Origin of the sequence: Francisella salina (genome assembly GCF_000219045.1) — a bacterium.
Classification (GTDB): domain Bacteria; phylum Pseudomonadota; class Gammaproteobacteria; order Francisellales; family Francisellaceae; genus Francisella; species Francisella salimarina.
Genome location: NC_015696.1, coordinates 1,945,013 through 1,961,468 on the forward strand (window position 1 = coordinate 1,945,013; position 16,456 = coordinate 1,961,468).

Genomic DNA, 16,456 nt, shown 5'->3' on the forward strand with positions numbered 1-16,456 from the left:
TATTCAAGACACCTTCTATTTCACACATCTTCAGACTTAACATTTTTTGATAATACCTGTTAATTGTAATATATACCTATAGCATTATCAAATCTGTATACTAGCACAGACTTTACAATAATTTTTAAGGAATAAATATGAAAGTATGTTGGTTAGATGATCAATTTTTTGCTGTTCGTGTTACGCAACAAGGTAAAGAACATCATGAAAGGAGTGGGCGTTGTATAGGATTGGTTATATTGATGCAGCGTTTTTTAAAACATAAAAAATATATTCCAAACAGGTCAAAATGGACTAATTTTATTTTTAATAATACTGAATTCTTGGATGAATGTGCTGATAATCAATCATTATCTAAGAATACAAATGTTTACAAGGATTTAGAAGATTATATTGGAGAGGGGTACAATAACCAAAAATACATCGACCGTCTACTTCCATTGGAATCTATTACAAAAAGCTTAAATATACTTAAGACAAGCCCTAATGGAACTTTTATTTATTTTTGTTTCCAAGCGAAAAAGCTTTTAAATAAAGAAATAGCCCCTTACCTCCTTCAAAATATGAGAAAGAATGAAGCAAAGTATGATACCTTTGCTCACGCTACTTGTATATTCAAATTGAATAATACTATTTATGTATTCGATCCTAATTTTGGTCTATTTTACCTAAGCAAAGATGAAAAAGCAGAAAAACAATTAAGAGAAATGTTTGATAGATATATTGATGACGGTGTCTCAAACTGGCATAATTTTTCTAAATTTAAAATGCATAACTCAGAATATAACAAGCACATCAATGTTATGAATAATAATCGTCAACTTCCACCTAAACAACTTCAATATCATCAAAAAGAAGCTCAGCTCCATTATATTAAAAGTGAAAAATGGTATAAAAGATCGAATTCACATCTATTCGATAATAATTATAGCGCGTTTCTTTATGTTACTGATTTGCAACATAACTCATTAAAAACAAAAAAAATGGTTAATTATCCTTTCTCTTATAGCAATCAGACTGCTGAAATGACCACACAATCTTATAATTTCAAAAAGTCAACTAATAGATTATTTTAAACACATCTAAATTTTTATCTGTACTAGCTCAGACTTAATTTGACATTTTAGTTATACTAAGATGTTAAGTTAGGAAAGTCTAGAATGAATTCTACAGATAAAATAATAAAACAAAACTAGTTCTCTAAAGTTAACTAAACAAGAAATACTTGTATCTAGTAGTAACAAATGCCAGATATATTAGCATATATATGATTTGGAAAATTTCAAGAAGCATTTAACCACTTTAGAGGCTAAAGAAAAAATCGAAGCTCACCACCCTAGCTATCCAGGCTCACAAGATAGTTACCATGTTGGCTACATCAAAGATATTGGAAAGATGTATCAACAAACATTTATAGATACTTATACTCATGTAGCATTTACAAAAGTTTATGATAAAAAAGAACTTTCTTATAACAGCAGTGATAAGTTTTCACCATTTTATGTATTTATTAAAAGTACTAACAGATAATGTGATAAATTTGCTGATCTAAGAAATATGATTAAAGTACACAGAGTCTTATTTAAAAAGCTAAGATAGTAGATTTCTTTGTGCTAAATAATGGGCTCTTCCCCGGGCTTATTTACTTCCTACCAAATTATATTTTGCTGCCTTAGATGTATCATTGCTGATGAATTATCCATTCCTTTCTTAAGTTTACCTTGAGATTAGCCATATTTATTTCAATTAACTCCCAAATATTATTGCGTTAATCTATAGATCAAAATATGCTCTAAGTCTTTCTTGCCTCCTTTTTCTTTTCTTATTAGAAATAATTTTAAATATTAGTAATATGTTAAAAGAAACTAGGCTTATACAAAAAAAACTTACAAAAAATATAATCATACGATCCTCATGTTAGCTTAATAAAAAATAAGAGCTAAGTTTACTAACTTAGACTATTATCATTACTTCATTGATTATGTATAGCTATAATACTAAAATGAACACTAATCATACATCCGGTATAATTGACATATAGTATGAAAATCAGTTATTACTTAAAGTGATTTTTTGTCTCTAAAAACCAGCCACTCTTACCAGATTTTTTAGCTAAACGATAATACTCAACCGCTAAATGAAAAAAATTATTTTTCTTATTTTTTAAGCTTCTATTTTCGAATACAGCCTTGGTGCTGAAATAAAGTTTATTTTCATCATTTAGTAAATCTTTCAAATTATCGAATAATAAATAAAATTGTAGAAACTCTCGACTATCTCCTAGGGAATTAAACGGGGTTTTGTCTACTCGATTCTTCTTAAACTCATCAATTTTATTTAAAACAAAATCAATAAGTTCCGAGGTTTTTTTATGGTCTTTTTTACCTTTTTTATGATAATCCGTATGAGCAAATTCTCTATCCATTAAGTCATTGGGTATAGTTATTTCTTGATCAATCTGATCCCATTTAATACCATAACCAAAGCCCATTTCTATTCCATGAAGCCTATCAAGCCTTTTCGCTTGTTTTTTATAGAACTCGAGACTTTTATTATTTATATTTTTAGCATTTGTATTATAGCATTTACTAAGACCATTATACATTCTTTGTAAACCCGATTTACTAGGCGGAAGACCTACGACTCTTTTAAATCGCCCATACTCATTTAAAGAATCATAAAACTCCTGATTCCCCCAAGCATCTGCTACTCTATCAGTTTCTTTGTTGTATAGTTCTTCAAAATAAACAACTCTATGTCCTAAAAAAGGAAATAGTTCAGCAAACCCAGACCGTGTAGTTACATGAAATATATCATATTTATCTTCATGATCCATAGCTTGAATCTGCTTTAAACGAGTGGATATAAGTTGATAATTTCCTTTACTAGCATCATTATACCATTTATTCCCATCCTTTAATCCAACTTTAATGTTTAGGTAACGAGCCACAAAACATAATGTCCAAAGAGCTCTGTTCCCTAGTCCATGCTCACTCCTCCTTGTTTTCCCAACATGTAGAATTAACTTTGGCTCCTTTCCAAAAAGCTTATTATCAATATCTTTCTTTTTGTTTAAAAATAGCCTTTCACGTACAATATGTACTATATTTTTTTTGTCTCATCATATTCTTGAACATATGTGAAACTTTTTTAAATTGACTTAGACCTAGATCAAGTCCATTTAAGTTATTGCATCCATGATGTAATAACGTTTGAAGCTCTGTTATATGCAAAACTTGTTTATTTCTTGTTTGAAATAAATGCATATCATAGTTATTACGACCTAAACAAAAGGTTAACAACTGCCTTAAATCTTTAACTGAAGGAGGGTTCAATACACCACAAACATCAAACCAATCATTCATGTAGTCTCCAAGTATACAAATACTATCTTTCTTAGGAGCTAGAATTACTATATTTTCTGGAGAGATACTTTTAAGGTATATGCTTAAAAGACACACACTCATTGTATCTCCAGTTTGAAATTTATTATCATAGTTTATAATGAAAACATTGGGAGAAATGCCTTTCTCCCTTACTGCTCTACATAAGTCGTTTTTATCATCTATCGTTAACTCAAAAAACTTACTAGATGATAAAATTTGCAATAAATCATCAGATCTAAAGTCTAAAAAATAATTCATAATATTTAACCTTTTTTTGATTATTTGCCCAATTTAGGCTTAAGATTTCTCTGCTACTAAAAATATCCTAGGCATACTAGTAAGTCTCTATCTCTACCCAAGATCTATTGATGTCCCTTTAACTGTAACTTTAGTAGCATTAATTGTGATTCCAGTTGGTGTAAGCTTAATACTGCTACCCCCACACTTTAGCTCGATGGTACTGGGCTGAAGAGTAATCGTACTTTTATCACAATTTAGCACAATATTATCCTTTATCTCTATAACATTTTTTTTCACTTTTAATGTAGCTGAAGGATCTTTTTGATTTAAACTCAAAGAGCTCTTTTTATTAGCATCAAGGGTTATATGCTCAGAAGTTACTTCAAATAAATTTTGCTCTGCCATTCTACTTCTCACTATCTTTACAGTTTATATAGCTATTTTCATCAACTAAACAGTCCCACATACCTCCACTTGGAGCAGGAATATAATATTTCCATGTATTATAGTTATTTTTATTATTCAAAATAAAATAGATAGCACCTGGCTCATCTTGAGTCTTAAACACAACTGTATCAACTTCATCTTGTGGATGAACTAATTTTGTTTGATAATTACTATCTAAAACCTGTTGGCTTAGAGTATCATAAGTCGCATGTGCCATTTGATCCATCGAACTTGGTTGTTGGTAAACAACCAAATAATTATTTCCATTGTTTGATTTATTAGATGATTTTATATTTATATGAAACTGATCTTTCGGAATAGTTGTTGAACACCCTGAAAGTAGTGATATTACAAATATAGATAAAGTAATTTTTTTCATTATAAGTTCTCCAAAGTAGTTAGGTTTTTAAAAGTATTGAATATGTTAGAAAATCTTATTTCAAATTTAATATTCAAATTATTTTGCTCCCATGTATATATATTGTTTTTCTGATTAGCTTGATCAAGAAGCATTAATAAAGACCAATAACCTGGGTGAATTTCTAATGACTTTATTCTTTCATTGCTATCAATATATCCAACACTACTAGACTGCTTCGTATACCATTTATATGCAATAGTCTCTGGTTTTTGTTGAGAACTTATCCCAACAACCTTATTATCTCCAATATTTAAAAGAGACATTTTAATATAACTATTATCTAATAATTTCTGATTAGAAATTGGTTCAACATGGATTATTATTTTAAGAGGTTTTTCTCTTCCTGAATCATCCCAAAAAATATTAGTCAGTTTTTGTACACTATTTAGAGTGTCAAGCATACTCTCTGTATTTTTGCCAAGAAGATCTGCAGTTTTAACTACCCATTTACCTTTTTTATACTCAAATATCCCATACATATCTCTTTTGACACTACCCCAAAACTTTCCTTTTGGTCCAAAAATTTTTTTAAATTCTTCTGGTGTCAAGATATCGCTAGAGTCTCTATTAAAAGGATAATATTGAGAATATTTCTGAATATAAGGTACAATATCTTTTTTCCATAAAGCATACTTTTCTTCAATAAGGTATGGCTTACCAACTTCCATTATATTCATTAAAGGAGCAGTAAATATAATAGCGTTTTTCTTACCAATATTATTTTTCTTGAGTAATGAATTAACCTGATATAAATATGAATTTTTAGAGTTGGTGAACAAATTCAATGTTATTTCATTAATTGCTTCATTTTTATCACTACTATTTACTATAGTATTTGCAATATTTTTAATAATTTGATTATATTCATAAATATCATTAATATTAGCAATCATTTTATTAACATTATTAAAATAAGAATTAACAATAACTAGCTGCGGAATATCTTTGATGATTCCTTTACTAAAATATGTATTCTCAAGCAACGCTTTTAACATATTATTAAATTGAGAGTTTGGTGAGGATATTAATAACAATGATGTAACAATATCATTAGGATTAAGGTTTTGCTTATATGCAGAAATAAGATTTATATATGACTTTTTATAATCATCTATATAACTAGTTGTAGCCATATTATAATAATTACTTAATGCTGTGCCATTGATCTTATATCCCTCTAGTAATTTAAGTATGCTTTTATACTCACTTATTTCAGGAAGTATTATTTCCTTAATACCTATTTTTGTATAAAGCATTGATATGTTACCTTTATAGCCAGAACTGTCTCCAATATTAACAATCGATTGCTCAGCGATAGATGAATTCACAAACTTTGCTTGAGATAATGATAGTTGATTCATTAGGTCATTATACGTAGCCTGTACAATAATTTTGCTCCATAAATTTTTGTTAGGATCATTCTGCAGCTTATCATCAAGTGTTTTGTTCAAATTTTTCAGTAAGTCTAAGGCATCCAAAAGATTATCTACTTTTGTATCATCTATGGAAGGAATAGTACTCTCAAGACTCTCTAGTTCTATGGGACTTTTATGGTTCGACTTTATTATCTTATATAATTCCTCTAAATATATCTTATTATATCTACTTAGAGATGGCTTATTCTTAGGATAAACATTGACCATATATTCATTAAGTATTTGTTGCTGAATGACAGGAAAGTATATTTTCTTTAAAAACAAATGAATAGTTCTTAAATTTATAGTGCCATTGTTTGTAATATATGTTTTTATCATATGTGAAACACGGAAATTAATTAGTGTATTACTGTTAGCAATATCTTTTTTACTTATCTTTGCTTGTATACTGGGTACTTTACTATTAATGTAAAATTTAATAATTCCTTGAGGAATATTTAACGTTTTGCTCCATATAGTTAAATTTGATAATATAAGCTCTTTTAAATCACTATCTCTTGGAGATTCTAATAGTAAAAAAAGATAGGTTCTATAAATACTATCCTTTTCTCGGTAGTTGCTTTCTAAAAGCTTTATCAGCCTTTGTTGTATTTCTATAGCAACAATATCTTTATGTATAGATGGTATTAACATAACATCTGGATAAACCCATCCCAAAATAAGCTTTTGCTTAATATTTGATAAAGATATATTAGTAAAATTATTTAAAACTCTAAAATTATTTAAAACATCTTCACTCGAGTCTAGTTGCTTATCTAAACTTTTAATAGCCTTTTTATAAATGAATAAATTATTCGTAAATACTGCCCCAAAGCCAATTGATATAAAAATTATTAAATACACTGCTATTTTTTTTACTAGCTTAGATCCATAATTATGTGTATTGCTAATAGCACTTTGGAAAAAATTCTGATTTATGACAGGATTTGTATTTGTTATATACAAAAGTATATTCTTAATATCCGCTGAGTCAGTTATAAAATCAAGTTTATTTAATAATGCATCAAAACAATCATAGACATTATTTATAAAGTAGCTAAAACGCAAATAGTCTTGGGGATGTTTTTTTAATAAAAATTCATCTGCAAATGATATATACTGTTCCCGCTTCTTTGTTAAATTATCATTTATATCTACTTGATTTGAAAGACTCAATAGTAAAGGAATATCATATTTAGCTACATTATCCATAAATGTACTATAGCTAGGATGTTTATCAATATCAGCTATACTTAATACAAAGTTGGGCATCTGCTTATACATTTTAGTAAGCTGAGAAATTATTGTACGTAAGTTTTTTATTTCATCTAAGATAAACAGATTATCATTCATTTTTAGATGTTCAAAAGAGTAAACTATAGTTGGCGTTTTTTTTATAATACTGCTAACTTTATGACAAAATTTCCCTAATTCTCGATAAACTTGATCTCCACCAATCTTATGTAATTCAAGAATATATGACTGATCTGTTAAATAATGGGTGCAATTTTCACCTTCTATTTTATAAAGATCCACATCAAGCATCTTAGTAGTTTCTCTTTCTACTATTCTTGAGTTAGATGTATTTATATGTATAAAAAACTCTGCATTTGTCTTAAATGATTGCTTCGTTTTTTTATCTACTTTTGAAAGCAATTTATAAAACCCTTTATGTAGCTTCATTGATTCCTTAACTTTCAATTTTGGAAAAAACCTTCTTTTAAAAATAAAGATAGTAACTGTTATTAAGATTAGAGTGATGCATAACGCAAGTACTATTAATAAAAATTTATTCATTTACTTACTCCAGTATATTTATTTCTTACAATCTACGCTTATTGAAAACGAGGTGTTATTAATTTCCAAGTTAGAAGGAGAACCCTGATTTGGTTTGTTAACTATTTTAAATGAATTAGATTTATCAGATGGTTTATAAGTATTTTGCATAAATGTAGTTTGCTCTTTTCTATTCTCAAAAATAATACCTTGATTTTGCTGTTTACCGCCTTCAATAAACATGTCATTTGGTGCTATATAATTTTTTATATTAGATATTTTTGCATTTTCTAAAGATATAGAAATATCAACTTCTGTATCCGATTTTAGGTAAAACAACATATTTGCATAAGATGGTAGCACTAAATCAACAGGAACTAGTTGCTTGCTTTCAGGAGTTAACTCAGTCCAAAGATCTGAAGCAACTTTCACTTGATACCTCGGTCTAGAAATAGCATTTGTGTCTAATCTAGAAATTTCATCAGAACTACTATAGTTTTCATTAACTGCTATACTTTTGCTTGTATCTGCACTATAGTCAAAAAGCTCACTATTGTAAGTAGAGTCTTTGTTATCAACTTTTGTTGTAAAAACATAACCACTCAAACTAATATTTGCAGGGATATCTGATACATCTGGTTGGGGCCATATATCTGGATTTTTCAGATATAGTTTCGAATAATTACTAAACATCAATGGTAAAAATTTATACTTTTTGATGTATTGTTCTTCAAAATCAAAAGTATTTTTTTCAAAAACCTTATCATTATGCTTATGCTCTTCTACTAAAGAATGGCGATTCTTACTTGTGAAGTATGATTTTTCGAAATGCAGAGAAGCCTTATGCAAAACCAACTGCTTATCATTTTTCCCAAACACACTTTCCCACTCATCACTATTAAATTTGATAAGGTTTTGTAAAGGTAAAACAGAGTAAGAACAAGGTAGAGCTTTAGAGCTTATTTCTAAGCTAGTGTTTCTTGCTGCCAGATTATTTTTAATATGGTTTTCAGCTTTCTCAGTTTTCAACTTGAAAATATTAGTAAGCTCATGTTGAGTAAGTTTGTGATTTTTAAATAACTCTACTGAATTTGGTTTTTCTTTTAAGTCATCAACTTTCAACAATTGTTTCTCAGCAATTTTTATATCTGTATTCATCATAGAATACTCAGGCAAATAAGGTTTATCATAAATATTTCTTATCTGCTGAAAAAGTAACTTATCATTAGTGAAAATTTTCTCCACATTAGATAGACTATCAATACTTTTTTTATAGTCTCTTGTTATTAAATATTCATTTGTTGCATAGTTGTAGATTATTAATAAACCATATTCTTTAATAATATAATTAGCGTAGTTAAAAAAACCTGCTTCATGATCACTACAATTCATACATATGAAGGGAAGCTTTTGTTTTAGACAAATATCGCTACTATTATCAAAGCTAATCTTAACTAGCTTTTCAAAATTTTTATTCTGTTCCTCCAGTATATCTTTATAACACTGACCACTATAAAGTGCTATGGGGTTATGCTGCCTCCAAAAAAAACTCATTGGATCAAAAAAATCTACTGTATATATGACATTATTTTTAATTAAAGGGGAATTTACCTTCTTGTTTAAAGTATCAAATCTTAGATCTTCTATACGAGACTCTTTCAAACCAATATTTCCTGCATACGCAACAAACTTCAAGTTTTCATTACTAAGCTGAGCATTCTTTTTTATAAAAGCTCTGTCTTCATCTCTTAAAAAGAAATCTTGTTCTATTGATATTTCTAAATTAAAGGGTAGCCCTCCGCTTAAAATATCTATCAACTTAGCATCATATTCGGTCTGATACGGTGAGGTAAAATCAATACTTCCCGAAAAACTACTTGTTAATAAGTCGAGTTTCAAATCCTCAATAAAAAAAGAATTAATTTCAACCGACTTATCATCTTGAAGTATAAGCTTTTCATTTAAAGGAGTTATTTTCAATCTTATTGACTGGTGGTTTATATGAGGATATACATTAGGTAATATATCTCTTTTTATATCTGATTGAAATTCTGCCACTAAAGCATCTTCATCAAGATTAGAAAGCTTAACGTTTGCTATAAGCTTATTAGATTCAGCATCTAGATTTAAGAGATTATTATATTTTTTTGTACGGATGAGCTTTATTAAATCATCTCTAGAAATTTGCTTAAGTAAAGCTAATTTAGTTAATTCACTATCAATCATTGTCTAAACACCTATAATTATACTTCGCAACAATATACAACATCTTCTTTAAAAGGTCTCTATCTTTTATTAACAGTAACTATTAATTTCATTTAATTAATCCTTATTTCATAGCTTAAAATCTTCTATATCACAATCCAATATTGGTTTGTTATGACGTCTATAAAACATCATCCTATAATCAGCACGTTTTTTTACTGCTGCTATGAACTGGACACTATAAGACCGAGATCATTTAAAATCAATAAAATTTTCATTTCTAAATTTTCCTCCTTATTACTTTTTAAAAAAATACTGTTGAGTGATTTAAGTAAAATACTTTTCATTATTATCTAGTCAATGCCGAGATATAAAAAATAGTAAGTAGATCAATGTATTCCAGAAATTATGAAAACCAAAAACAGGAAGCTATGATTAAAGCTAAAACCTTAAACAAAATGACTCCTTTGGATATGCCCACTAGCCATCAATACTCCTGAAATCTATCTATTAAAGAAACAATATCATGCTAAGCCAGATAGCGATGTAGCCAATTTTTTATAACATTCTTTTCGAAAGAATCTCTCTAAAACTATTAATATACATACTTCACTGAGATTAACTGAAAAAATACTCAAAAATAAGAGATATTAAAAGGGTCTCAGATATGCTCAATCGTACTTTAGAGAATTAATTCTAAATTGACATTCCTCACAACATGGCGTATGAGGTTTAAAAAATGCGTCACTGCCTCTGCCCACTGTTATTCCTTGTCGCTTACCCTTTATAAGATTACAGTGCTCACAATTAAAACGCCAACCAAAATCTTTATTATTAATGATATTAGAGACAGTCAGGTATTGGTTAACATCTATATACAAAGAATTTGTACATTCTTCATAATCTTTTTTAATTTCCTCAATCTGCTGCTGTGCATTTTTTTGATCATAGACCCCTTTTTCCATAAGTAGATTAATTATGGTGTCATTCCCAAGCGGCCCCCATGAAGCTTTTTTCTGCATCAATTGATTTAGTTCTTTTTTTTTGAATTCTAATTGGAGCTCTTGGTGTTCTAGTTGCTTATTAAGTAAAGTACCTTTATTAATGTTTTTTAAATAGTCAGGTATAGATAGTTTCAGCAAGCTATCAAACTTTTTGGTGTCAACTCTTTCATCTTTATAGCTAAAGGGCCAATTGACGCTAACTTTCGAGTTTGTCACGTCAATATTTCCTAAACTTAAACGCTTAACTTCTAGCCTTGTAGCCAATGGTTTTAATGGAACGTTTCCATTTAAATTTCCGGTTTTTGTATAATTATACTCGAGTTGTCTAGTATCCCAAATATCTAATTTTTCACTATTACTCTGCTTGTGCTTAGTTCTTTTAGCGCAGAGTTTGGCTCTGAGAACATGCTCTGATATACCATAACCCTTTTGCGTCCATACATAAAGAAGTAAGCGCTTAACCGCTGTGGATTCGAATTCACATCCCAGTAGACCTATATTAGGATCAAAATAATATATTTTACTATCCATTTTTACAAGAACTGTAACATGACCCGGTATTCCAACTAGATAAATATCATCAGATTTACCTTTACAAATATAATCACTCAAGTATATAAATTGGTCATAACTTGAAGACTCATCGTATTTTTTGTAAGCTATAGTTTCTTGAACTTTTCCATAAAAATCACTTATTTTTTCCAATTTTTGGAAATTCTGTGCATTCACGATGAAATTGTGATTTTTATTAACAACTTCGTTCCAGCGACTTTGTTTTGGTAATTTTTTATAGTGTCTAACATAACGAAAGAGTAATGCTGCTAAACCATGACAAACACCGTCCTCTCGCACTTTATTTTGTAACTTTTTAGTTATTTCTTCTTGTGACCAATCATAATATAAATTAATCATATAATACTCCCTTCTGCTTTTTTCTACATAACATTGTTTCTTAACTCCATAAGTTATAAATATGCTGTTAAAACTAAGTCAAATAATTAGAATTAATTAGCCTTTAAAAAAACATAAAACCCTAATACCACATAGGCTTGCCTCATGCCCAGCATCCCATGATAAATGAGATTTACCTTTATCACCGAGTGAAATTATCATAACTTTTTTCATATCTTATACCCCTTACGTCTAATAAGATTACTTATATCTTTATTGAGTATTGACCATACATAAATTCTTTAATTACGCTTGGATACTCGTCCATCAGCATACATAAACTAGTTAGGTTAAACTCTTCCATCTTTAAAAGATCTTCAAAAAATTTAATCCTCAAAATAGTTACTCCACACTTAATATTTTGTTTCCCTTTTTTCAATCTTGAGATTAAATGATCTATGACCTTCTTCTTTTTATCCTCATTAAGCATAATTAATTCTGAAATTGTTAGCACACTTTCATATACATAAATGGAATCTTCTTTAGGAATATGCTTAGATAAGTTAGGAAATAAAAAAATAAAATTTTCATCATTAAAAACTTGATCACTTAGCTTTCCATTACCGAATAAAAAATTGGGATCGCAAGAGTAGCTACTTTCTCTAGTCTTATTATCAAAAAGCTTCTCAATATCTCTATCACTTTTTAAAAAATCTAATACTGTTGAGTAATTTAAGTAAAAACACTTTTCGTTATTATCTACTATATAAAAATAGTTCGATCTATCAAAATCCACAGACATAATTCTAAACCCTTTTTTTAAATCATTAATTTAAACGTAGTATATCAATAGCATAATTAGAACTATATATGTGAAAATTAACACCTCTTATGAAAATAACTCTTAAACATTTTTTAGATTACTTGGCTGTTGTAATTACTTGACCAGGCATCACAATACTAATTTGCCCTCCCCAAATACACATACATTTTGCTTTTTCAACAAAGCCGATTGACTATTAATCTTAGTTTTCATCGCAGGAGGGGACCATGGGGCAACAGTTACAGGCATACATGGACATGGGGTTGAAATAATTGGCTCCCCATACCAAGTGGATTAGATGGCAGCTATCCTCAGCAAACACTCAAAACTATTAAAACCAACATTTATATTGTTTCTTCTGCATTAATCTTTGATATTTTAATAAGCTAGATGATTTTTAAAATATACAAGCAAAAATTAGATAACATAACATCGTTAATTTGATAATTTACTTACTATCTGGTAAATCATTAATATTAGACTTAAATCTATCTAAAAGCGACTGCAAGCTTAGATGTTTTTTGTCTTTGTCCATATATAGAAAATATATTTATATTTTATTATCTAATAAATATAGAATGTTTTAGTAGATGTTAGTGAAAATTAGTACGAAAGAGCTAAAAACCGAGCATTGATTTCAATAGCTTTGAGCATTCGCCGATAATAGTTGGTAAAAGTTAGAACACTTCGCACTCATGATCTCTTTCTTCCATAAATTCACCACAAGTAGGACACATTGGAAAGCTGCTGAATTCGAACGGTTGTTCAGAATAAGCAGAAATGTTATCCTCACCGACTACATAGGTGCTAGCCCTACTCGTTGATTTCGCGGGATTAAAATTGTTTTCAAAATCATAGTATCCTTTATAGAAACCTTGTATAAATTGTTGCTTTTTCTGTTTTCCCAATTCATTTTGTTTATCAAATTTATCATAGTCCTTAAACAAAAAGTGTTTTGTATTTATCGCTTTCCCAGTAGATAAATTCACATTACATTGTTCAGTGTACCCTTTAACAGAACCTTTAATATTGTTTTTTAACATTTCGAGTACCAACCTCTCACTCGCACATATAGTATTTGTAAATAATTCTTTGGGATTCGATTTCATCTTATAAATATGTTTAACTAAACTTTTTTTAAAATCTACATTAGTAAAATCTGCTGATTTAATTTTAGAAAAAAGTGTTTTTATTGAATTTTTATTAATATCATCTAATTTGGCTGTTTCTTCTGTACTATACTTTAGTCTAACTTTTTCTCTGTTAGTTTTTACATTAATCCACTGTTTATCTCCCTTAGCAGATACTAAGGATATATCTTCAGAATTTACATTTTTTTTAAAGTTGTCTTGTATCGTGGGGATCAATTGTCTAACCTTATCTGTTCCCATCATAGGTTGCATCAAATGAAATAATTTCATGAGCGTATCATCAGAATATGTCAAATCCATATTACTGGTATGACAACCGATAAAGTGTACTCGCTTAGTTGAAAATTTTTTCATAAAAGCCACTATCTTTTCACTTTCCCACAAAAGATCAGATCCGGAAGTACAGTGTCCTATCAAACTTAACGAAGTAATAGTTGTATTAGGAAGATTATGATGTTGCATAATATAATCGTAATCATTAGCGGATACAATCCCTACAGAGCTGTCTATTTTTGATTTACGTATTATGTAAGCTCTAATGGACAACAAAGTTTCTTTATCATTACAATTACCATCGTGGATCAACAGAACTCTACATTTGTTTATAATATTAGAGATATGAATAGGTTTTAAATATGTATTTCCGTCTTTTAGCATAACGCTTATATATCCAAATTCTGATCCATATTTGTCTGTCCTTACTGGTATTTTATTTTTAAAAAAATAGATATCTGGCATATTACTTTTCATCAAAGAGTCATATAATTTTTGAAATTGACCATCATTTGAATAGGTAATATTGTTTTTTTGATTTTTTAATCGGATAGTTGGGACAACGGGCTTAAAGGGATAGTTATTAGTTTGATTTCGAAGATCTGGTCGATTAGGAAGTCGAAACTTAACAACTTCTACCAGTCTCATGCCGTAAAATACATGCGCCTTATAAGCTTTGAAAAAGTGGGACTCACCTATATACAACATAGCATCGGCAGCATAAGGTATAGCCGTTTTGTTAAAATCCTCTATTACTAACTCTAATATGAGATTTGTACCAGCGTTTGCAGCTATATCCTCATTTCGAAGGTTAAGAATTGCTTGTGGAAAATCTATAAGTTCTTTATTACGATAGGCAAATATAGTACGTTGCAAATACGCCCATAAATTAAGCCTCGTCAATAGAAGATCATCTTTAAGATTATCTCCTAGAAAATTATTATATTCATCAATTTGTTCAAATAAAATCATAGTACACACTTCTTACTTTGTTATAATAGTTTCTTATAATTTATGGTGTAAAGTATTCACCATTACATACAACTCTCTACATAGATCACTTATCGGATGGTTTTAGTTTTAGTTTTCGATTACGATACATAGATCGATATAAACTATCTCTATACTTGCTATCTAAACCTTTTCGAACATAGCGGCCTTTACTTTTATCAAACTCGATTTTTCGGCAATAATACAAGTTTGGTAATTTTTTAGTGACAACATCGACAGTATCATAGTTAAAAGAACTTTGATTTAATAATGATTCTTCGTTTCTAGTAGTTCTTGTTCTTTCATAAAATTTCTTCCTTATTTTCTTACTTATCAATTTATTATTTTGGTAAAGTAGTTTATTTTCATGTAATCCAAAACGCTCATCCAATAAGTCAGGCATTTGTTTTGATAGGTTAAAGTTATGATGAGGATGATCTTGATATCCACTAAACCAGCTACCATGCATTTCACCAATAGGAATAAGCTGTTTATCAAAAGAAAAGTAAGAATCACTAAGTCTCATCCCTATATGCTCACGAAAAGTAATTGATGGAAATTGCTCTGTTACAAAGTATTTATTATTGAAAGTAGAATGTTGCTCTCCCTCACTTAATTCTGAAAGGTCATCAGAGAAAATGTCATTGACTTCGGATGCTTCTTTCTTTAGGTTCACTTTAATAGCTGGTACACTTGAATGGTTGTACGCTAATTGATGTTGTCCGAACATAGGATCATTATAGTTATTTTTACTACCATCCGTAAAATTAAACCCACTAATTGGCTTAAAAATATTTTTCTTAGTAGCTTCGTCCTTTAAACCATAGATATCTATAGAGTGAAAATATGCTAGAGCATGAAGGCCTGCACAAGTACCAATGACGAACTTTCTATCGGCGCAATACTCTAAGATGCTTAAATAAAAAGCTAAAGCAAATATATTAAAGCATTCTTGTTTAAGTGGTTTCCTACACGGATTGTTTTGCTCCAAGACAGATAATGGTGGAGTAGTATTAGTTGGACTAAGAAACACATAAACACTTTCATCAATAGTTTCTAGTGCACTTTTATTGATTATTTTTTTAAATAAGTTTAGAATTTCAATAAATTTACGCTTTATGATAAGGTCGTTGAATTCATTGTATTTAGAACTATCCATATAGGCTGTACAAATTTTCTTCCAACCCAGATTAAAAGACTTAGTACTTTTGAATGCGTTATAACTATCTTGAAGGGTATCTTTTTTATTTACGGTCACGGATGAATAAGTTAATGAGAAATAAGTATCCTTATTTAGTTGAAGTTTATATAGTTCGATCACATCATCATTAAAACTAGCACATAGGCTTGCCTCATGCCCAGCATCCCATGATAAATGAGATTTACCTTTATCACCGAGTGAAATTATCATAACTTTTTTCATATCTTATACCC

The 16,456-nt window shown here is 29.1% G+C and carries 11 protein-coding genes and 1 pseudogene; 2 read left to right on the forward strand and 10 right to left on the reverse strand.

Annotation, left to right across the window (positions count from 1 at the left end; all coding sequences use genetic code 11):
• Positions 1–137 precede the first annotated feature (137 nt).
• Together F7308_RS09425 and F7308_RS09430 are read left to right on the forward strand one after the other, a co-directional pair.
• Entirely contained in the window at positions 138–1,076 is a 939-nt protein-coding gene (locus F7308_RS09425) for a hypothetical protein (RefSeq protein ID WP_013923643.1), read from the forward strand.
• Positions 1,077–1,266: 190 nt separating this feature from the next.
• Positions 1,267–1,503 (forward strand): annotated as a pseudogene (locus tag F7308_RS09430) (IS481 family transposase); the annotation flags it as partial.
• A gap of 553 nt (positions 1,504–2,056) precedes the next feature.
• Here F7308_RS09430 and F7308_RS09435 read toward each other — a convergent pair.
• From F7308_RS09435 to F7308_RS09485, 10 genes are all read right to left on the reverse strand, one after another.
• Positions 2,057–2,950: a hypothetical protein gene (locus F7308_RS09435; protein WP_041263843.1), complete on the reverse strand. Its 894-nt coding sequence runs from the start codon at positions 2,948–2,950 to the stop codon at positions 2,057–2,059.
• Positions 2,951–3,086: 136 nt separating this feature from the next.
• The gene (locus F7308_RS09440) at positions 3,087–3,644 is read right to left on the reverse strand and encodes a hypothetical protein (RefSeq protein WP_013923646.1); all 558 of its coding nucleotides are present in this window, start codon (positions 3,642–3,644) and stop codon (positions 3,087–3,089) included.
• Between the two features lie 93 nt (positions 3,645–3,737).
• Positions 3,738–4,031 (reverse strand): hypothetical protein, encoded by a 294-nt coding sequence (locus F7308_RS09445; protein ID WP_013923647.1) that lies wholly within the window; start codon positions 4,029–4,031, stop codon positions 3,738–3,740.
• Position 4,032: 1 nt separating this feature from the next.
• Positions 4,033–4,452, reverse strand: a complete 420-nt coding sequence (gene iglE, locus F7308_RS09450; RefSeq protein WP_013923648.1) for a type VI secretion system lipoprotein IglE — start codon at positions 4,450–4,452, stop codon at positions 4,033–4,035.
• Positions 4,452–7,592, reverse strand: coding sequence for a hypothetical protein (locus tag F7308_RS09455; RefSeq protein ID WP_013923649.1), 3,141 nt, complete (start codon positions 7,590–7,592; stop codon positions 4,452–4,454). Before F7308_RS09455 ends, iglE begins: the two co-directional genes overlap by 1 nt.
• 132 nt (positions 7,593–7,724) lie before the next feature.
• Positions 7,725–9,911 (reverse strand): hypothetical protein, encoded by a 2,187-nt coding sequence (locus F7308_RS09460; protein WP_013923650.1) that lies wholly within the window; start codon positions 9,909–9,911, stop codon positions 7,725–7,727.
• A 650-nt stretch (positions 9,912–10,561) separates the two neighbouring features.
• Complete coding sequence (locus F7308_RS09465) at positions 10,562–11,806, reverse strand: hypothetical protein (RefSeq protein ID WP_013923651.1); 1,245 nt, start codon at positions 11,804–11,806, stop codon at positions 10,562–10,564.
• A 244-nt stretch (positions 11,807–12,050) separates the two neighbouring features.
• On the reverse strand, positions 12,051–12,587 hold the full coding sequence (locus tag F7308_RS09470) for a hypothetical protein (RefSeq protein ID WP_013923653.1): 537 nt from the start codon (positions 12,585–12,587) through the stop codon (positions 12,051–12,053).
• Between the two features lie 698 nt (positions 12,588–13,285).
• Positions 13,286–15,004: a hypothetical protein gene (locus F7308_RS09480; RefSeq protein ID WP_013923655.1), complete on the reverse strand. Its 1,719-nt coding sequence runs from the start codon at positions 15,002–15,004 to the stop codon at positions 13,286–13,288.
• 85 nt (positions 15,005–15,089) lie between these two features.
• Positions 15,090–16,445: a hypothetical protein gene (locus F7308_RS09485; protein ID WP_013923656.1), complete on the reverse strand. Its 1,356-nt coding sequence runs from the start codon at positions 16,443–16,445 to the stop codon at positions 15,090–15,092.
• Positions 16,446–16,456 lie beyond the last annotated feature (11 nt).